The organism is Sphingomonas sp. (genome assembly GCF_042091075.1).
GTDB lineage: Bacteria > Pseudomonadota > Alphaproteobacteria > Sphingomonadales > Sphingomonadaceae > Sphingomonas.
Window position 1 is genome coordinate 12,458 of sequence record NZ_JBELIE010000021.1, and the last position, 18,270, is coordinate 30,727.

Genomic DNA, 18,270 nt, shown 5'->3' on the forward strand with positions numbered 1-18,270 from the left:
CGGATGGCCGATCGCTCCTCGATGCCGAACCGCCCGTTACAAGGGTCCGCGCTGGGGGACGCGGGGGAGGGGGAGCCCCACGTTCGTCCGCGCCTGTGCTTCAGCCTCTTCGGCCGCCGATACGTCAGCGGTCACGCCTTTTGCGGCGAGGATTATTGCGGCGTCGCCGTCGGGCGATTCGGTATCCGCTGCTGCTCGCGTGGGGGCGGCGGGGGGCGGCCCGTCGCGCGATCGAGCCAATCCTGGTCCAGCCGCTCGGTGCCGTCGTCCGGTGGCGGGCCCGGATCGCGCTGGCGCGACGGTGGCGTGACCGGGCGTTCGACGCCGAAACCGGGATCGTTTTCGCCATAGGCCGGCGGCGGGGCGCGCGGACCATCGTCGAGCGGGCCGCCATCCTCGTCGACGAAGCTCATATTGTCGGGCGCGCCGTAATAGCTTTCCGCATCCGGCTCGAGCTGCGCCTCGGGCAGCGTCACCTGCGTATCGAACTGCTCGATCGGACGGCTGGCGACTGCGCTCTTCATGAATTGCGCAAAGGCGCGCGCGGGCGCGGTGCCGCCATGCAGGCCCGCGATCGGCCGGGCATCGTCGCGGCCCATCCACACCCCCGTGGTCAGCCCCGAGGAAAAGCCCAGGAACCAGCCGTCCTTGTTGCTGCTGGTGGTGCCGGTCTTGCCAGCGACCGGGCGTCCGATCTGCGCGGCGCGGCCCGTGCCGGTGTTGACCGCGGTCTGCAACAGGTCGGTCATCTGCGCCGCGACATAGGGCGCGACCAGCACATGGCTGCGGTCCACTTCGTGGGTGTAGATCACCTCGCCATCGCTGGTAACGCGCGTGATGCCATAGGGCGTCACCGCGACCCCCTTGTTGGCGACCGACGCGAAGGCGCGGGTCATATCGATCAGCCGCACGTCGGATGTGCCGAGCACCATCGAGGGATGGGTGTTCACCGGGGTGGTGATGCCGAAGCGCCGCGCCATATCGGCAATGGTCTGAAAGCCGACCGCCTGGCCCAGCTTCGCCGCGACGGTGTTGAGCGAATAGGCGAAGGCGGTGCGCAGCGTCACTTCGCCCGAATTGCGGCGTGAATCGTTGCGCGGGCTCCACCCGTCGATGGTCACCGGCTCGTCGATTTCCTTGTCCTCGGGCGTCTTACCCGCCTCCAGCGCCGCGAGATAGACGAACAGCTTGAACGCCGATCCGGGCTGGCGCTGCGCCTGGGTCGCGCGATTGTAGATCGAGGAGACATAATCGGTGCCGCCGACCATCGCGCGCACCGCGCCGTCGCGATCGATCGCCACCAACGCGCCCTGCGCACCGCGCGGCACGTTGGCACGGATCGCGGCATCGCCGGCCCGCTGCATCGCGGGATCGAGCGTTGTCCACACCTCCAGCGGCTTGACCGTCTCGTCGATCAGCAGGTCGAGCTGCGGCAGCGCCCAATCGGTGAAATAGCGTACGCTGTTCTGGCGCGCGGGGGGCGCCAGCGCGACGTCGCCGGGATCGGCGCGGTCGGCCTCGCCCTGCGAAATGAAGCCGTTGCGCACCATCTGCTGCAGCACGACGCCGGCGCGTCCCTTCGCGGCATCGGCATCGGCAGTGGGGGAATAGTTCGACGGCGCCTTGACCAGCCCCGCGATCACCGCCGCCTCCGCCAGGCTCAGCCGGTCGGCGCCATGGCCGAAGAACTTGCGGCTGGCGGCATCGATGCCATAGGCGCCGCCGCCATAATAGACCTTGTTGAGATACAGCTCGAGGATCTGATCCTTGTCGAACTTGCGCTCCAGCGCCAGCGCGAGGATCCATTCACGGAATTTACGACCAAACTTCTTCTGATTGTTCAGGAAGATGTTGCGCGCCAGCTGCTGGGTGATGGTCGATCCGCCCTGCACCCAGCGGCCGCGTTCAAGCCGCACCATCGTCGAACGCGCGATCCCGATCGGATCGACGCCGAGATGGCTGTTGAAGCGGCGGTCCTCCACCGCGATCGTCGCGTCGCGCATGACCGTCGGAATGCGATCGTAGCTCAGCCACTCGCCATAGCTCGGCCCCAGCGCGACCAGTACCGAACCGTCGGCGGCATGGACGCGGATCATCTGCCCATTGGGCGAGGATTTCAGGCTTTCGAAGCTCGGCAGTTGCGCGCGCGCGACATAGACCGCGGTGATCAGCGCACCCAGCGCCAACAGCGCGAGCACCATGCCGGCCTTGACGGTGAACATCAGGCGACGGCGCCAGCGGGGGGCGGGGGTCGGGCGGGTTCTGGGGGATGAGGCGCGGGCCATGGCTGCGCCCTTGGCGGATAGAGGCTTGAGTGAGCCTTAACAAGGAATTTGGCACGCTCGTATCGCATGGCCCCTCCGGCGGGGCGATCGGGGCCGCGCCGGAGGGGCCGCCAGCGGCGTCAAACGTCCTTGCGGGCGCGGAAATCGAGCGACACGGAATTCATGCAATAGCGCAATCCCGTGGGGGGCGGGCCATCAGGGAAGACATGGCCCAGATGGCTGTCGCAGCGCGCACAGCGGCTCTCGATGCGGGTCATGCCGTGGCTGGTATCCTGATGATCGGTCACCGCATCGGGGGCGATCGGCTGCGTAAAGCTGGGCCAGCCCGAGCCCGAATCATATTTGTCGACGCTGTCGAACAACGGCAGCGCGCAGGCGGCGCAGTGATAGATGCCGTCCGCCTTGTTGTCGTTGTAGCGGCCGGAAAAGGCACGCTCGGTGCCGGCCTGCCGCAGGACGTGATATTGTTCGGGGGTTAGCCGCTGCTTCCACTCGGCTTCGGAGAGATTGAGCTGTTCCATGGCGTTGATCTGGCCCTCCGGTATCAGTGGTTCAATGGGACGGGTTCGGGGAATGATTCAAGGGGCGATCATGGTCGATCCGCGTCATCGCCGCGACCATCCCGATCAGGTGCAGCCGCGCCGCGAGCGGCAGCCAGCCGGCCGACCGGGCGGGGCGCTCGGCGAGATGGCGCACGCCCGCCGCGATCGCGAGCGGGCGGCGCGCGCGTCGGGCGAAATCACGCTGCCATGCCGGCGCGGCGGCGGCGCCCCCGGATGCGAAGGCGGTGGCGGCTGATCGGCCGCTGGCCAGCGCGATGCCGACGCCTTCGCCCGCCAGCGACGGGATCACCGCCGCCTGATCACCCAGCCGAAACACTCCCGCCGCGCCGGACCGCGCGCGCCAGCCATAAGGGATATTGGCGATCGCATCGCCGTCGCCGATCGCGTCACCCCCGGTCAGCCGCTCGCCCAGCGCGGGTGATTCGCGCGCCAGCGATTCGCGGAGCGACGCGACGCTGCCCGCCTCGTCCCAGCGGGAGCCGCGCACCACCAGGCAGATGTTGGTACTGCCGTCCTCCTGCCGCACCACTCCGGCATAGCCGCGGTCGAACAGATGCAGCTCGATCCGATCGCCGACGAGCCGCGACAGCGTGGCGCAGGGGCCGCGCCGCCAGCGTAGCCCCAGCGACGGATCGTCGCCGCGCGCCGCCGCCGGGCGTGCGCCGCCGCGCACGTCATGCTTGCCGCTGGCGAGGAACAGCGCATCGGGCGACAGGATCGCGCCATCGGCGGTGCGCAGCCCGCGAGGCTCGATCGCCCGCACCGCCACCCCGCGCTCGACCGCGACGCCCCGCCGGATCGCGCTGTCGAGCAGCACGGTATCGAGGTGGCGGCGCGATACGCCCAGCGCCGGCGCGGGCAGCGGCGCTTCGACAACGCGGCTGCTCGCGAAGAGGCGCACCGTTCCGATCCTGGCATCGCCCAGCGCGGCGGGATCGATCCCCAGGGCCGCCAGCGAACGGATCGTGCGCCAGCTGAGAAATCCGCCACAGATCGCGTCGGGCATCTCGCGATGCCGCTCGATCAGCATGGCACGGATACCGGCCTGCGCCAGCGTGATCGCGGCGGCGCTGCCGGCCGGTCCGGCGCCCAGGATCATCGGCGTCACCGCTGCCGCTCCACGCACAGCCGGAAGGGAAAATGGCGCGTGATACGCGCGTCGGCGACGCCCGCTTCGGCCAGCAGCGCCTGCCATTCGGGTCGCCGATAGCTGCGCGCGATCGACACATGGCCATCGTGCCGGACAATCGGATGCCAACGATACAGCGCCGCCAGCAATGGCCAGCCATGATAGGCGACGGCATGGCGGTGCAGGTCGTTGACCATCCACCCCTGCCGCGCATGCGCCTCCATGAAGCGCAGGAAGCCGATCAACTGCGTCTGCGTCATGTGATGCGCCACCAGGCTGGAGAGCACCACGTCCCACGGCTCCCCTGCCAGATCGGCGTAATCGCCGACGCGCCAGTCGATCGCCACGTCCGCCGGCGTATGCGCCAGCGCGGCTGCGTGGCTGCGCGGGTTGATGTCGATCCCGGTCAGCTCCAGCGTCATCCCGCGCTTCCGCCCCCAGCGGGCGATCCCGCGCAGCATGTCGCCATCGCCGTAGCCGACATCGAGGATCCGGCAGCATGTGCCCGGCGTCACCACGCGCGACAGGAACGCCAGCGTCGGCCGCGCCGCCATCGTGACCCGGTTGACGCGCGCCAGATCGCCGACCACGTCTGCATAGACTTCCGCCGGCAGATCATCCGCGTCCATCCATTCGTCGGCGTGGAGGCGCGCGGACAGGTTCATGCCGGCCTCCGGAAGGCAAAGCCCTCCGCCGCAAGCCCGGGGCCGAAGGCCAGGGCGACTCCGTTTTCCATCGGCGCGCCCGACAGGATGCGCGCCAGCACGAACATCAGCGTCGCGGACGACATGTTGCCGTTCGCCGCCAGCACCGCGCGCGAATCGTCGAGCGCGGCATCGGGCAGGTGCAGCGCTTCCGCGACTGCATCGAGGATCGAGCGCCCGCCGGCGTGGACCGCCCAGCGATCGACCGGGCCGTCGGCGTAGAGAATCTCGCGCACCGCGGGATCGCGCAGCGCCAGCGCGATCTGCCCCGGCACCTCGCCGGACAAATGCATCGAGAAGCCCGAATCGGTGATGTCCCAGCGGATCAGCGCCGCCGATTCGGGCAGCGCCATCGCGAACGGGCGATCGATCGCCAGCCCATGCGGCTCGGCGGTCACCAGCGCGGCGGCGGCGCCGTCGCCGAATTGCAGCATCGCCAGCAGCGGCTCGATCCGCAGGTCGTCCTGCAGATGCAGCGTCGACAGTTCGACCGTCACGACCAGGACGCGCGCCAGCGGCTCGGAGCGAACGATATGCCGCGCGGTGCGCAGCGCCGCGACCGCCGCGTAACAGCCCATGAAGCCCACCAGCGTCCGCTCGACGTCGGCCGCCAGGCTCAGCCGCCGCGCGATGATCTGGTCGACGCCCGGCGCGACGAACCCGGTGCAGCTCGCCACGACAAGATGGGTGATCGTGCCCAGCGTGACCTGCTCGTCGAGCGCGCCGATCGCGTGCACGGCCAGCTCGGGCGCGGCGGCGGCGTAGATCGCCATCCGCGCGGCGGTGCCGGGCAGGCGATCGGCGGCATAGAAGCCGCCCGGCCCGACCGGCGATCCCGCCGCCTCGGGCAGAACCGACCAGCGCCGCGTGATCCCGCTGCGCGCCGCCATACGTGCGAAGAGCCGCGCGTCGCGCCCGTCCAGCCGCCGCGCCGCCCAATCGATGAAGGCGGGGTGGATATCGTGCGGCGGGGTCGCCGTGCCGATGGCATTGATATGGGCGAGGACGGCCATGGCATCGGATAACGCGCCACCGCAAGATTCGGCAGCGACGGGCAATTTTTACGGCGACAGCGGCGCGATCCGCACGCCGCCCAGCCGGATAGGGATGCCGTCCCTCTAGATGCTTTGCAGGTCGGCGAACCTGCCGCTCGGCACCGCGCGCTCCAGCAAACGCGAAAGCACGCCGACCGCCTGGTCCATCCCCTCCGGATCGTTGATAAAGCTGCGGCCGACCGTCATTCCGCGGATCGCCCAGACGACGAGGCGGATCGCCGCCATGTTCGAGTCGCCTTCGCCGACCATGTGCATGAAGTTGCTTGCGCCGGTCTTTTCGATCTTCTCCTGCATCGGCAGGACCAGCGCCGCCAGTTCCGGATCGCTACGTGACGCGACCAGGATCTCGAACACCGCGACGCCGGACGGGCGCGAAAAGACGTCCCACAGCAATGCCGGCCAGTCCGACACACGGGCGCCGACGTGGCGCTGCTTCATCAGATCCCGGAACAGGCGGGTTTCCTGATCGAACACCCAATGCACCACCTCGGCCATGAAGGCAGCGCGAGTGGAGAAATGGTGCGTGATCGCGCCCCGGCTGATGCCGGCATCGTCCGCGATCGTCGCATTGTTCGCCCCTGCATAGCCGAGACGATCGATCGTCCGCACGGCGGCCTCGAACAACGCCTGCCGTGTGGAGGCGGTGCGCTCCTCCTGCGTCCGCCGCTTGGAGGGGCGCGGCGGCGCTTTGCTGTCGATGGCGATCACCATGGTCATTGCCTAAGCAATCCTCTCACGCGAGGCTAGGCGGGCGATGATGATCATTCGATGCCGAGCGGCGTTCCGGATCGGGATGGCTGCGGCATGGCCGGCCGTGCCGTCGCATTCCCGCCGTCATCGGTATGCGCGCGCGCGATCGCGCCGTAGACGAGCGCGGACGGCTTGATCGTCCGCGTTTGGGTCGAGCGGTCGACGGCGACGATGCCGAATTTGGGACCATAGCCCGACATCCACTCATAATTGTCGAGCAACGACCAGTAGAAATAGCCCCTCACGTCCACGCCATCGGCGATCGCCCGACCCAGCGCATCGAGCGATTCGGTCACGAACGACGCCCGTCGCGCGTCGTCATCCCCGGAAAAGCCGTTCTCCGTCACGATGATGGGTGTCCTGGTGCGTTCCCAGACATAGCGGCAGACCGCCGCCAGCGCGTCGGGGCGATCCTCATAACCCATCACGGTGAGCGGTTCGCCGGCGCGCGGGCCGTGACTGCCATCGGCACGTGAGGTCGTGCGGGTATAGGTCTGGACGCCGATGAAATCGTCGCCCGCCACCAGATCAAGGAAAGGGTCCACCATTGTGGCAACGCGCTGGTCGCGCACCGCCTCTGCTCCCGGTTCGGCCTGTTCATCCTGAAGCGACAGGGTGATGCCGACCTGCACCGCCGGCGATACCGCCTTGATGGCATCGCGTCCCGCGGCGTGCGCACCGAGCCCGTTGCGCAGTAGCGCATCGGGCGGGGTAAAGAGGAAGTTCGCCTCGATCGACCCGCCTAGCGCCGCTTCGGCCGCGCGGCGCTTCGCCTCACCGATCTCGCCGGTCAGCAGCGCGGTGGCCACGCCGCGGATGATAAGCGGTACGTTCATTTCGTTCATGGTGCACACGACCACGAGACCACGCAGCGTGCGTGTCACCTTTTCGCAATAGCGCGCGAAGAGCGCTGGAAAGGCGTCGCAGGTCATCCCCCCTTTTCGCGCAAGCCATAAGGGAATGGTGAAATGGTGAAAGGTGACGACCGGCGTGATGCCGCGGCGATGACAGGCATCGAGGCAGCGCTGGTAGTGAGCGAGGGCGGATGCGGCGAATACGCCCTCCTCGGGTTCGATCCGCGCCCATTCGATACCGAAACGATAGGCTTTCAACCCGATCGCGGCGAGCACGGCCATGTCGTCGTCGAAGCGATTCCATTGATCCACCGCATCGCCGGACGGCTCGGCGAAGATCGACGGGCTGGCATGTTCGAGTGCCCAGCAATCGCTGTTGGCGTTGTTCCCCTCGACCTGATGGCCGGCGGTCGCCGATCCCCAGAGAAAACCGGGGGGAAAGCGGGTGGGGTCAGCGGTCAAGGGTCATCCTGCGGATTGTCGTGAGGAAGGCGCTGGCGGACGAGGGATATCGCCCGCCAGCGACGGACATTGGATCAGAAGCGCCACTCGAACGCCCCGCCGATGCGCCGGAACGCGGCGTCGGGCAGGGTCTGGGCATAGATACCGGCCGAGAAATTACCGGGGTAGATGGTGGCGGCGTAGCGCTGGTCAAACAGGTTACGCACGAACACACTGAAACGCGCGCGATCCCCGATGTCACCGATGCCGATCGTCCCGTTCACGATCGAATAGCCGGCCTGGATCGTGTTGGGGTCATTGATCGCATAGTAGAAGCTGCTGCGATAACGCCAGTCGGCATTGACGAAAACCTTGAGCCCTTCGCTCACCGGGCGCTCGGCATTGACCGCCAGGCTGGTATTCCATTTGGACGCGCCGACGAGTGGCGAGCCCTTCGCGTCGAAACTGGGACCGCTAAGGTTGCAGCCCTGCGCCGCGGTCTGCCCAACGTAGCAGGCCACCCGGTAATTGCCGTATTCCGTGTCGAGATAGGTGACGCCGCCCGAGATGCTGATGCCGCGCGCGGCGCGAACCAGCGCCTCCGCCTCGATACCGCGGGTCTTGAGGCTGCTCGCATTGCCGGTACGGAACGAGCCCAGCCCGCCGTTGAGCGTGGGATCGAACACCTGCGCCTGGAAGTCACGGAAGTCGTTGATGAATCCGGCGACGTTCAGGTTGAGCACGCGATCGAACAGGTCGACCTTCGCGCCCACTTCATAGGCGTTGACCTTTTCCGGATCGACCGCGAACGCCGCACCGCCTGATGCGGAGCTGACCGCCGGGCCCTTATAGCCGCGCGTATAGGTGGCATATAGGTTGGCGGTGGGCGTGACCTCATATTCGACGCCCGCGCGACCCGAGAAGCCGTTGGCATTACGGTTCAACACCAGCGGCGGCGTCAGCGCCCCGACGCAGGTGCGTCCGCTGCTCAACAGGAAGGTGACGAGGTTGCAGACATTCGGAGCGCGCGTGATCGCTGTCGTCGAATCGACTTCGTCGTGGGTGTAGCGCCCGCCCGCGATCAGGCGCAGCCCCGGGGTGAGGTTGAACGTCAGCTGGGCGAAGCCGGCGTAGCTTTTGGTGGTGTAGTCGAAATCGACCTGGCCGTTGATCGGCGACAGGCGCAACGGGGTCGACGCCGGGAACACGCCGAAGGTGCCGGCCTGAAGGACGTACGCGTCGATATGCTGGCGGAAGAAGTACAGCCCGGCCGTGTAATCCACGAAACCCGGCTGCGTGTTGTTGATCCGTAGCTCTTCAGAGAGCTGGTACGCGCGGATGTCGCCCCGATTGGTGTCGAAAAACGCGATCGGCGTCTGATCGACGTCGTTGTTCGCTTCCGACCGGAGGTGGCGATAGGCCGTCACCGATGTGATCGCGATCGCGCCCGCATCATAGGCAGCCGTGAATTGCGCGCCCAGGCTGCGCTCGTCACGCACGATATCGTTGCTGCCGACCGCGGTGCGATTGTTCGTCGGGGACGGAATGACGCCAAGCGCGACATTTTGTGCCTGGACGAAATTGGCCGGTGCGAACGGGCGCGCCTGCGCGGGGATCGGCGTTGCGTCGTTCCCACCGAATTTGCGGATGGTGGAATAGGATTCGATGCCGCTGTTGTCGAGATAATCGACGATCGCGTAGAGGCTGAGCCGATCGGTCGGCTTCCACAGCAGCTTGCCGGTCACGAAGCCGCGGCGCACCGGATCCAGGCGTGCCGGGCCGACCGTGTCGGTCGAGCTATGCTGATACTGGTATCCGCCGACGACGCGCAGCGCCGCGCGCTCGCCGATCGGCAGATTGACGATGGCCTGCGATTGCACCTGGTCGCGACTGCCCGCCTGCACGCGCCCCTGGCTGCTGAACGTGCCGAGTTCCGGGCGGTTCGTGGTGATCGAGATCAGACCCGCGGTCGTGTTCTTGCCGAACAGAAGCCCCTGCGGTCCGCGCAGCACCTCCACTCGCGACACGTCCGCGAGCGAGTTCAGTGGCACGAAGCGGGGGAGCGTGATGTTGACATCATCCACCGCGATGCCGACGGCGGACTCAATGCCGAAATCGAACGAGTTGGTGCCCACGCCGCGAATCGAGAAGTTCGGCACGCCGGGCGTCGCCGTGAAATTGAGGCTCGGCGCGCGCTGCGTGATGTCGGCCAGCTGATTGGCGCCCGTCTGGCGGATCGACTCGCCGTTGACCACCGTGATGGCGATCGGCACGTCGCGCAGATTCTCGGTGCGGCGCTGCGCCGTGACGACGATGTCGCCGAACGTGTCGTTCGCTGCATCCGCCGTCTGCCCGGGCGGGGGCGCAGCCGTTTGGGCCTGCGCTGAGCCGGTGACCAAAGCGGCGAAGCTGACGCCGGCAAGAATCCTCCAAACGATCATACCCTCTCCTCGCGTCGCTATGCTTACGACCTGTTCATAAGCTGCGCCGAAATAAACATACTGTCAAGCATGCACGTAACTTGACTCGTTGGATGACGGGGGCTTAGGGTGCAGGCAGGAGAGAAGAACCATGGTCAGCATGATGTGCGGCGGCTGGTTGCCGGTGTCCGGGCCCGGTGTGCGAGGGCGCCCGGCGGCGCGCTGCGCTGAGGCGACCGCACCGCGTCAGGGGCATCGCTCATGACGGGAAACGGTCCCCCGCCTGCGGTTGAGCCGCCCGCCATCGATATCGTCCGTCTCGACGCGCCGGATGATCAGGGGGCGATCCCGCTCGAAACCGGGCCGGCGCCTGACCATCTGTCCACCGGGTTTCCACCTGTTGAAAACTGGTTTTCGTTCGGCGGGCGCACGATGGTGCGCAACGTCTCCGGCGCGACGCTGACCCCGTTCCTGCCGGATGGGGAGGAGGCGAATGGCACGGCGGTCGTCATCGCTGCGGGTGGCGGCTATCTGATCGAATCGATGGAAACCGAAGCCTGGGCGCAGGCACGGTGGCTTGCCGCGCGCGGCGTAGCGGCCTTCGTTCTCAAGTATCGACTTCAGCCCACGCCCGTTGATGATAGCGAATTCAGGACCGCGCTGATCGAGCGCTTTGCCGCCGCGGCGGCCAATGCCGCCTCGATGACCCCCTCCGATGTGCCGCCCTTCATGATCGACGATGCCGCCGCCGCCATGCGATTGGTGCGTGAGCGCGCGGCGGCATGGTCGATTGATCCCCGGCGCATCGGCTATCTGGGCTTCTCGGCGGGCGCGATGATCGGCCTGGCGCTGGCCGAGCGCGACGGGAAAGACGCCGCGCCGGCGTTTCTGGCGGCCATCTACCCCTCTATGGCGCGGCGCCCGGTGCGTGCGGATCCGCCGCCGTTGTTCGCGGCGATGGCGGCCGACGACCAACTCTACGGTCGGCAAGGTTACGGCCTGATCGAGGGGTGGCGCGCGGCAGGTGGATCGGTCGAGCTGCACGTCTATGCGCGTGGTGGCCACGGGTTCGGGATGGGAACGCTCGGCACGACGAGCACGGGGTTCATGCCCGCGTTTCACGCTTGGCTGGAATGCGATGGGTGGCTGGGGACCGGGCGATGAGCGACGATTCCGGCCTGGCGGCATCCGAAAGGGCGACGATGCGGTCTCTGCCGCCGATCCGCACCGCCGCGACGATCGCCTATTCATCGGGGGCGATCCTCGATGGCGCCGCAACGCAGGCGGTGAATCTGTTTCTGTTCTTCTACGCCACGGCAGTGTGCGGCATGCCGGCCGCGCTGGTCGGCGCCGCGCTTGCGGTCGGTTTGCTCGTGGATGCGGTCGTCGATCCGCTGATCGGTTCGCTGTCGGACGGGTGGCGGTCGCGGTTCGGCCGCCGGCTGCCTTTCATGATGCTGGGCGTACCGGGAACGATGCTGTTCCTCGCGATCATCTTTGCCTTGCCGCGTGGATGGAGCGTTCCGGCGCTCACCGCCTGGCTGGTGGCCGGCTCGATCGGACTACGCGTTTCGATCTCGCTTTTCCTCTTACCGTACAATGCGGTCGGCGCGGAATTGAGCGACGATTACGAGGAACGCTCGGCGATCGCGGCGTGGCGCTGGGGCATCGCGATGCTGGGTGGCGTCATCACCATCGCGCTGGGGTTCGGCGTCTTTATGTCCGGGCCGACGGGCCTGTCGAACCGCGCGGCATACCTCCCCTTCGCGCTGACGCTGGGGGCGATCATCGCGATCTTCACCCTGGTATCGATGCGCGCGCTGTATGCCATGCCCGAGCGGCAGCATGCGCCGACGCGATCGGAGGGACTGATGCGTGCCCGATTGTGGCGTGAGCTGGGTGAATTGTTCCGCAACCAGTCGTTTCGAACACTGTTCGCCGGGGCGCTGCTACTCTTCACCTCCTCGGCGATTCACGCCACGCTCGCGATTCATGCCAACACCTATTTCTGGCGCATGCAGCCGGCGCAGATACAGACGGTGACGCTGGCGCTTTTCCTGGGGCTGCTGTGCGGCGCTCCGTTCGCGGGGCCGGTGCTGCGCCGGCTGGAAAAGCGCACGGTGCTGATCGCCGGGATCGCCGGGCTTGCCGCCGCCTTCTCACTACCCGCGACAGCGCGGCTCGTCGGCATGCTGCCGGTCGAAGGCGGCCCGCCAGTGGCGATTCTGGCCGGCGCGGTGTTTGTCGGTGGGACGATGCTGGCCATGGCTGCGATCGCTTTCGCCTCGATGATGGCGGATGCCGCCGACGAGCATGAATATCTTTTCGGGGCCCGGCGCGAGGGACTGTATTTCGCCGGCTGGGCGTTCGCGAGCAAGGCGGCGCTGGGCGTCGGCTCGCTGATCGCGGGGGTGGCGGTGCAATTGATCGACATGCCCAGCGGCGCCGCGGTGCACGGTGGGGCGGCGGCCGCCGTCGCGCTCCCGCCACGGGCGACGATGTGGATCGGAATAATCTACGGTCCGGGGACAGGTCTGCTCGCCTTCGCGGCCTGCCTCGTCTGCCTGTTCTACCGGCTCGATGCGGGACGGCATCGGGCGATCCTCGCCGAATTGACGACGCGGCGTCTCCCGCCGGTGCCACCCATCGACGCGGTGGCGGTGATATAGGGGCAGTAATATGAGGTCCGATCGATCGATGCCGTATCGCAAAGGTTTCGCCCGTGTCCTCGCGCTCGGTGGCGCAGTCCTGACGGCGGCGACCCAGCTGAGCGCGCAGGAAGCCCCGCGGACCGTCGACCCCGACGCACGGGCGGCCGCGACGGAAGCGCGGATGCAACCTGACGAGCGTACCACGCTGACGCACGGGCTATGGGCCATTCCGCTGATCCCCGACGTCGTCATTCCGCCGGAGGCGGTCACGGGCGCCGGCTATGTGCAAGGTATCGAGCGGCTCGGCGTGCCCGCGCTGACCGAGACCGATGCCAGCCTGGGCGTGTCCTACATCGCCGGGCTGCGCGGCGACGGCGCGACCGCGCTGCCGTCGGGCATGGCGATGGGCGCGACATGGAACCCGGGCCTCCTGCGCCGCGGTGGCGCGATGATCGCCGATGAGGCGCGGGCGAAGGGCTTCAACGTTCTGCTGGCGGGCGGTATCAACCTTATCCGCGATCCGCGAAACGGCCGCACGTTCGAGTATCTGGGCGAGGATCCGCTGCATTCCGGGTTGCTCGGCGGGGCCGCTATCGACGGCATCCAGAGCCGCCACGTCCTCTCCACCGTCAAGCATTTCGCCTTGAACGCGCAGGAAACCGGCCGCCATGTGGTCGACGGGCTCATTTCCGACGATGCGCTGCGGATGAGCGATCTGCTCGCTTTCCAGATCGCCATCGAGCGCGGCCGCCCCGGCGCGGTGATGTGCGCGTACAACCGGGTGAACGGCGCGCCGGCGTGCGGCAGCGATGACCTGCTCAATCGCGTGCTGAAGCAGGACTGGGGCTATCCCGGCTTCGTCATGTCGGATTGGGGCGCGACCGACAGCGTCGCCTACGCGCTCGCCGGCCTCGATCAGCAATCGGGCGCGCAGATCGACAAGCAGACGTTTCTCGGCGCGCCGCTTGCTGCGGCGGCGGCGCGCGACCCGGCCTATGCCGTGCGGTTGCGCGACATGAACCGCCGCATCCTGCGTTCGATCTACGCGGTAGGGCTCGACGCGCACCCGCCGGCCCGCGCGGCAATCGACGTCGCGGACCATGCCCGCGTCGCGCGCGGGGTGGCCGACGAGGGCATCGTCCTGCTGCGCAACCGCAATGCGCTGCTGCCGCTGTCCACGTCGGTGCGCTCGATCGCGATCATCGGCGGGCATGCCGATGCCGGCGTGTTGTCGGGTGGCGGATCCAGCCAGGTGGAGGCGCAAGGCGGCCCCGCGGTATCGATCCCGATGGGCGGCGAAGGGCCGCTCGCCAAATACAACAATCAGACATTCAACGCCTCGTCTCCGCTACGCGCGATCCGCACGCTCGCCCCCCAGGCCGCGATCACCTATCGCGACGGGCGCTACGTCAGCGAGGCGGTCGCTGCCGCGCGCGCGGCCGATGTCGCGATCGTCTTCGCGACGCAGTGGATGAGCGAGGGGGCCGATGTGCCCGATCTGTCGCTGCCCGATGGGCAGGACGCGCTGATCGCCGCGGTCGCCGAGGCCAATCCACGGACGGTGGTGGTGCTGGAAACGGGCGGCCCGGTGCTGATGCCGTGGCTGGACCGTACCGGCGCGGTGATGGAGGCGTGGTATGCGGGCGCGCAGGGCGGGCCGGCGATCGCCGATGCGCTGTTCGGCCGGACCAACCCGTCGGGGCGCTTGCCCGTCACGTTTCCCGCCAGTACCGGCCAACTGCCCCGACCGGCGCTGCCCTGGGCGGGGATGAGCGAGGCCGCGTTTGTCGCCGCCGCCGCATCGGGGCGCCATTTTCCGATCGATTATGCGATCGAGGGCGCTGACGTCGGCTACCGCTTCCACGCCCGACGTGGCGACGTGCCGCTGTTCCCGTTCGGCTTCGGGCTCAGCTACACCAGTTTTGCGCACGGGCGCCCGATCCTGTCAGGCGGCGCCGCCCCGACGGCCCGCATCACCGTGCGCAACAGCGGCGCGCGGGCCGGCGGCGATGTGGTGCAGCTGTACCTTGTGTCCACCCCGGCGGGGCCGACCCGCCGGCTGGCTGGGTTCGCGAAGGTCGAGCTTGCGCCGGGCGAGGCCAGGGAAGTGACGATCGACGCTGAACCTCGCATCATTGCCGACCATCGCGACGGCGCGTGGCGCCTCGCGGCGGGGCGCTATGGTTTCGCCATCGGTCGATCTGCGGCAGAGCTGGGGCCGACGAGCTTCGTCACGCTCGCCCGGCGGCAGTGGAGCGATCGTGCGGCCCGAACGGGGCCGCGAGACGATCGATGACGGCACGGAAGATGTCGGCGAGGCCTGGATCGCGGGTGAACCGGCCATCCGCTCCCCCGGCCGCGATATGATATTCTGGCCAACGAGGATCATGCCATGAACAGCCTTCATCTCGTGGACCCGACGCTGCGCCCGGTCCTCGATCTGATGCCGAACCTTACCTTGACGCGCGAGGCCTTGCCCGCGTTGCGCGCGCGCCCCGCGTTCTTTCCGCCCGCCGACCCCACGCTGACCACGCACCGGCAACAGCTCGTCCCCGGACCGCCCGGGGCGCCGGATGTGACGCTCCATGTCTTCCGGCCCGGGGGCGACCATGGTGCGCTGCCCGGCATCTACCATATCCATGGCGGCGGCTACGTCATGGGCAAGGTCGCCGATCTCGAGCCGATATTGCGTCAGCTGGCGTCCGACCTGTCGTGCGTCGTCGTCTCGGTCGAATATCGCCTCGCCCCCGAAACCACGTATCCGGGGCCGATCGAGGATTGCTACGCCGGATTGGCCTGGCTCTTCGCCAATGCCGAGGCGACCGGCGTCGATGCGAGCCGGATCGGCGTGATGGGTGAAAGCGCCGGCGGCGGCTATGCCGCGGCGCTGTCGCTATTGGCGCGCGATCGCGGGCTGCCCGCGCTGGCGTTCCAGTGCCTGACCTATCCGATGCTCGACGATCGCACCTGCACACGCGACGTGCATCCCTATACGGGCGAGTTCGTCTGGACCGCGGCGCACAACCGCTTCGGCTGGGAGGCGATGCTGGGCCACGAACCGGGGGGACCTGACGTTTCCGCCTATGCCGCTCCCGCGCGCGCCGACGATCTTTCCGGGCTGCCGCCAGCCTATATCGCGACGGGCGCACTCGACCTGTTCGTCGATGAGAACCTCGACTATGCGAGGCGGCTGATCCGCGCCGGGGTGCCGACCGAACTGCACGTCTACCCCGGCGCCTGTCACGCCTTCGATGCCGTCCCCGGCAGCCCGTTGGCGGCACGGGCACGCGCCGATCGGCGGGAGGCGCTGGGACGAGCGCTGGAAGCGCGCTCGGCCCCTCAGGCGGATGCGACGGCCGGGTGACAGGTCCGGCGCCGAACCTTGCCGGCGACGCCCGGTGCGGCGCGGCGCCTGCAGGATCACCGGCGCGATATGCGCTGGCGTGCCAAGTGCCTCATCCACGTATCAGGCGCACCGCCAGAAACGGCACCGTCGGATTGAGCATCTGGCCAGCCAGATAGGGATCATCGGTTGGCGCATCCGCGCGCAAGCCGTTGATCCTTCTGACGATATGCATGCCCTGACGGACATGGGCAAAGGCGGCGAACCCCTTCCCGTCGGGGTTGCGCTCGCCTCCCTCGTCCAGCGCGGCGTTGGTGCCAATGCTGATCGAAAACTCGGACGTCGCTGTTCCCGGCGCGTTGCGGGCCATCGACAGAATGCCGTCGAGATTCAGAAGACCGGTCTGCCGCGTGCCCTCATGGGCGATCGGTGGCAGCGAGCCACTGTCGGCGTTGCGGCCACCCTGTACGACGCGGATCGTCGCGGGATTGTGATCATTGTCAGGCCGCACGACCCGGTAGAAGCATCCGCCCTCGTAGAGCCCGAGCGTGACATAGCGGAGGAAGTTTTTCGCGGTGATCGGCGCGCGTGCCGTATCGACGTCGATCTCGATGTCGCCGAACGGCGTTGACAAAGACACGGTGGGTAGCGGGGATCGTGCTGCGGCGGGCACGCGCCACATCAGGCCGGCGCCGGTAAGCGCCAGGGCGGCGCGACGGGTGATCGGCGGGCTGTCCGTCATTGATCTGATCCGTGCGTGACAGCGCGTCCGCCGGCCATCAGCGGATGTTGGCCACCACGACAGGGAAGGGCGGCCTTGACGCCCGATGAGGCCCTCATCGCGCGCCAGCCGCCGGCGCCGACGATGCTTTTCGCCACCTCTGAAAGCGATCGATGCCGTCGAGCTGGCGGAGGATCTTCGAGCGCGGATCAAGGGTGATCGTCGTTTCGCCGGCCAATATGGTCAGCCTGCCGTGCCCGTCCGCCATCGGCACCGTCTCCATTCGGTCACCTACTTTGACCTCGACCGGCATCGGAAAGGGCCTGTTCCCCGGCACCCGCCATTCGAGACTCAGCACGTCGCCCGAACGGTGCGTTTCCAGGTGCGGAAGTGCGGCCTCGCGTAGATAGGCGTCGAAGAACCAGCCATAGTCGCGCCCCGTCACCTGGTTGACGATCGCCACATACGAGCGGCTCACCGTGGACGAAGGGGGAAGGCGCGTCGGCGTATAGGTGCGCGCCATCCCCGATGGCCCGCGCCCCATGCCGACGCTGACCCATGCTGGGGCCATCATGTGACGGGATCGTCAGCCGCATGGCCGATGCGATGATCCCCGCAAGGCTGGGCTGTGCGCTGACGCCCCCGGGCCCCAACCACCACCGCCTATCGTGCCGGCTCAACGCGGCCTGGGCGGTTATTGGGCGACCGCCGGCATCGTGACATTCAGGGTGATGCCGAACCGTATGCCGTGAATGTCCGCGATTGCCGTCGGCGCGGCGGGGATCCCGTCCGGGAGGGCCACGGCGCTCTCATCTGCTCAAAAATGGTGCGGTCGAGAAGACTCGAACTTCCACGTCCTTTCGGACACAACGACCTCAACGTTGCGCGTCTACCAATTCCGCCACGACCGCACGTGATATCTACCGGGCGGGCCCGGCGATTGGCAGGAGCGCGCCCCTATCAAAGCGGCACGCCGCTGGCAACGGCAAAACCGCCGGATCGCCATGCCGGGGATCGTGGGGCTAGCTGTTCTCGCCGACGAAACTGAGATCGAGCTGTTTCGAGCTGGCGGGAACGTCGACCTGCGCCGAGTTGAAGTCGATCGCGCCGCTGGGCGGGAGCGAGCGTTGCTGCGGCGTGATCGTCCAGCTGAACACGATCTTGCCCTGCGAATCGCGCAGGTCGGCGCGGATATCCGGCACGCGCTGGCGCGTCGCGGACGGATTGGTGATCTGCCCGCTCACCGCGAACAGTTCGGAACCGTTCGCCATCTTGCGGCGCTCGATCGGATTGTCGCGAATCGTCAGCGGCAGTTCGTCGCGGCCGATCCCCAGCCCCGCCTGCTGCAATAGGC

Annotated in this window: 14 protein-coding genes, 1 tRNA gene and 1 pseudogene; 4 read left to right on the forward strand and 12 right to left on the reverse strand. The window is 67.9% G+C overall.

Annotated elements, in window-relative coordinates; translation table 11 throughout:
- Positions 1–152 precede the first annotated feature (152 nt).
- From ACFDSW_RS03890 to ACFDSW_RS03925, 8 genes are all read right to left on the reverse strand, one after another.
- Entirely contained in the window at positions 153–2,285 is a 2,133-nt protein-coding gene (locus tag ACFDSW_RS03890; protein WP_375248963.1) for a transglycosylase domain-containing protein, read from the reverse strand.
- Between the two features lie 119 nt (positions 2,286–2,404).
- Positions 2,405–2,806 (reverse strand): peptide-methionine (R)-S-oxide reductase MsrB, encoded by a 402-nt coding sequence (gene msrB / locus ACFDSW_RS03895; RefSeq protein WP_375248964.1) that lies wholly within the window; start codon positions 2,804–2,806, stop codon positions 2,405–2,407.
- A gap of 31 nt (positions 2,807–2,837) precedes the next feature.
- On the reverse strand, positions 2,838–3,947 hold the full coding sequence (locus tag ACFDSW_RS03900) for an NAD(P)/FAD-dependent oxidoreductase (RefSeq protein ID WP_375248978.1): 1,110 nt from the start codon (positions 3,945–3,947) through the stop codon (positions 2,838–2,840).
- A 5-nt stretch (positions 3,948–3,952) separates the two neighbouring features.
- A complete protein-coding gene (locus ACFDSW_RS03905; protein WP_375248965.1) occupies positions 3,953–4,642 on the reverse strand; it encodes a methyltransferase domain-containing protein in 690 nt (229 codons plus the stop codon).
- Entirely contained in the window at positions 4,639–5,694 is a 1,056-nt protein-coding gene (locus ACFDSW_RS03910) for a type III polyketide synthase (RefSeq protein WP_375248966.1), read from the reverse strand. The genes ACFDSW_RS03905 and ACFDSW_RS03910 overlap by 4 nt, the downstream gene beginning before the upstream one ends.
- Before the next feature lie 105 nt (positions 5,695–5,799).
- Complete coding sequence (locus tag ACFDSW_RS03915) at positions 5,800–6,453, reverse strand: TetR/AcrR family transcriptional regulator (RefSeq protein WP_375248967.1); 654 nt, start codon at positions 6,451–6,453, stop codon at positions 5,800–5,802.
- Between the two features lie 44 nt (positions 6,454–6,497).
- On the reverse strand, positions 6,498–7,802 hold the full coding sequence (locus ACFDSW_RS03920) for a glycoside hydrolase family 1 protein (protein ID WP_375248968.1): 1,305 nt from the start codon (positions 7,800–7,802) through the stop codon (positions 6,498–6,500).
- A 74-nt stretch (positions 7,803–7,876) separates the two neighbouring features.
- The gene (locus ACFDSW_RS03925) at positions 7,877–10,222 is read right to left on the reverse strand and encodes a TonB-dependent receptor (protein WP_375248969.1); all 2,346 of its coding nucleotides are present in this window, start codon (positions 10,220–10,222) and stop codon (positions 7,877–7,879) included.
- A gap of 240 nt (positions 10,223–10,462) precedes the next feature.
- Here ACFDSW_RS03925 and ACFDSW_RS03930 point away from each other — a divergent pair, with 240 nt between their 5' ends.
- The 4 genes from ACFDSW_RS03930 to ACFDSW_RS03945 all read left to right on the forward strand — a co-directional run bounded on the left by ACFDSW_RS03930 (position 10,463) and on the right by ACFDSW_RS03945 (position 16,216).
- Entirely contained in the window at positions 10,463–11,365 is a 903-nt protein-coding gene (locus ACFDSW_RS03930; RefSeq protein ID WP_375248970.1) for an alpha/beta hydrolase, read from the forward strand.
- Positions 11,362–12,870, forward strand: a complete 1,509-nt coding sequence (locus ACFDSW_RS03935; RefSeq protein ID WP_375248971.1) for an MFS transporter — start codon at positions 11,362–11,364, stop codon at positions 12,868–12,870. The genes ACFDSW_RS03930 and ACFDSW_RS03935 overlap by 4 nt, the downstream gene beginning before the upstream one ends.
- Positions 12,871–12,898: 28 nt before the next feature.
- Entirely contained in the window at positions 12,899–15,148 is a 2,250-nt protein-coding gene (locus ACFDSW_RS03940) for a beta-glucosidase (protein WP_375248972.1), read from the forward strand.
- 96 nt (positions 15,149–15,244) lie between these two features.
- The gene (locus tag ACFDSW_RS03945; protein ID WP_375248973.1) at positions 15,245–16,216 is read left to right on the forward strand and encodes an alpha/beta hydrolase; all 972 of its coding nucleotides are present in this window, start codon (positions 15,245–15,247) and stop codon (positions 16,214–16,216) included.
- A 91-nt stretch (positions 16,217–16,307) separates the two neighbouring features.
- On the opposite strand, the gene ACFDSW_RS03950 is transcribed toward ACFDSW_RS03945, so the two are convergent.
- The 4 genes and pseudogenes from ACFDSW_RS03950 to ACFDSW_RS03965 form a co-directional block, all read right to left on the reverse strand.
- Entirely contained in the window at positions 16,308–16,937 is a 630-nt protein-coding gene (locus ACFDSW_RS03950; protein ID WP_375248974.1) for a peptidylprolyl isomerase, read from the reverse strand.
- A gap of 94 nt (positions 16,938–17,031) precedes the next feature.
- A complete protein-coding gene (locus ACFDSW_RS03955; RefSeq protein ID WP_375248975.1) occupies positions 17,032–17,439 on the reverse strand; it encodes a hypothetical protein in 408 nt (135 codons plus the stop codon).
- Positions 17,440–17,740: 301 nt separating this feature from the next.
- Positions 17,741–17,827: transfer RNA gene (locus ACFDSW_RS03960), tRNA-Leu, on the reverse strand.
- 111 nt (positions 17,828–17,938) lie between these two features.
- Positions 17,939–18,270 (reverse strand): annotated as a pseudogene (locus ACFDSW_RS03965) (hypothetical protein); the annotation flags it as partial.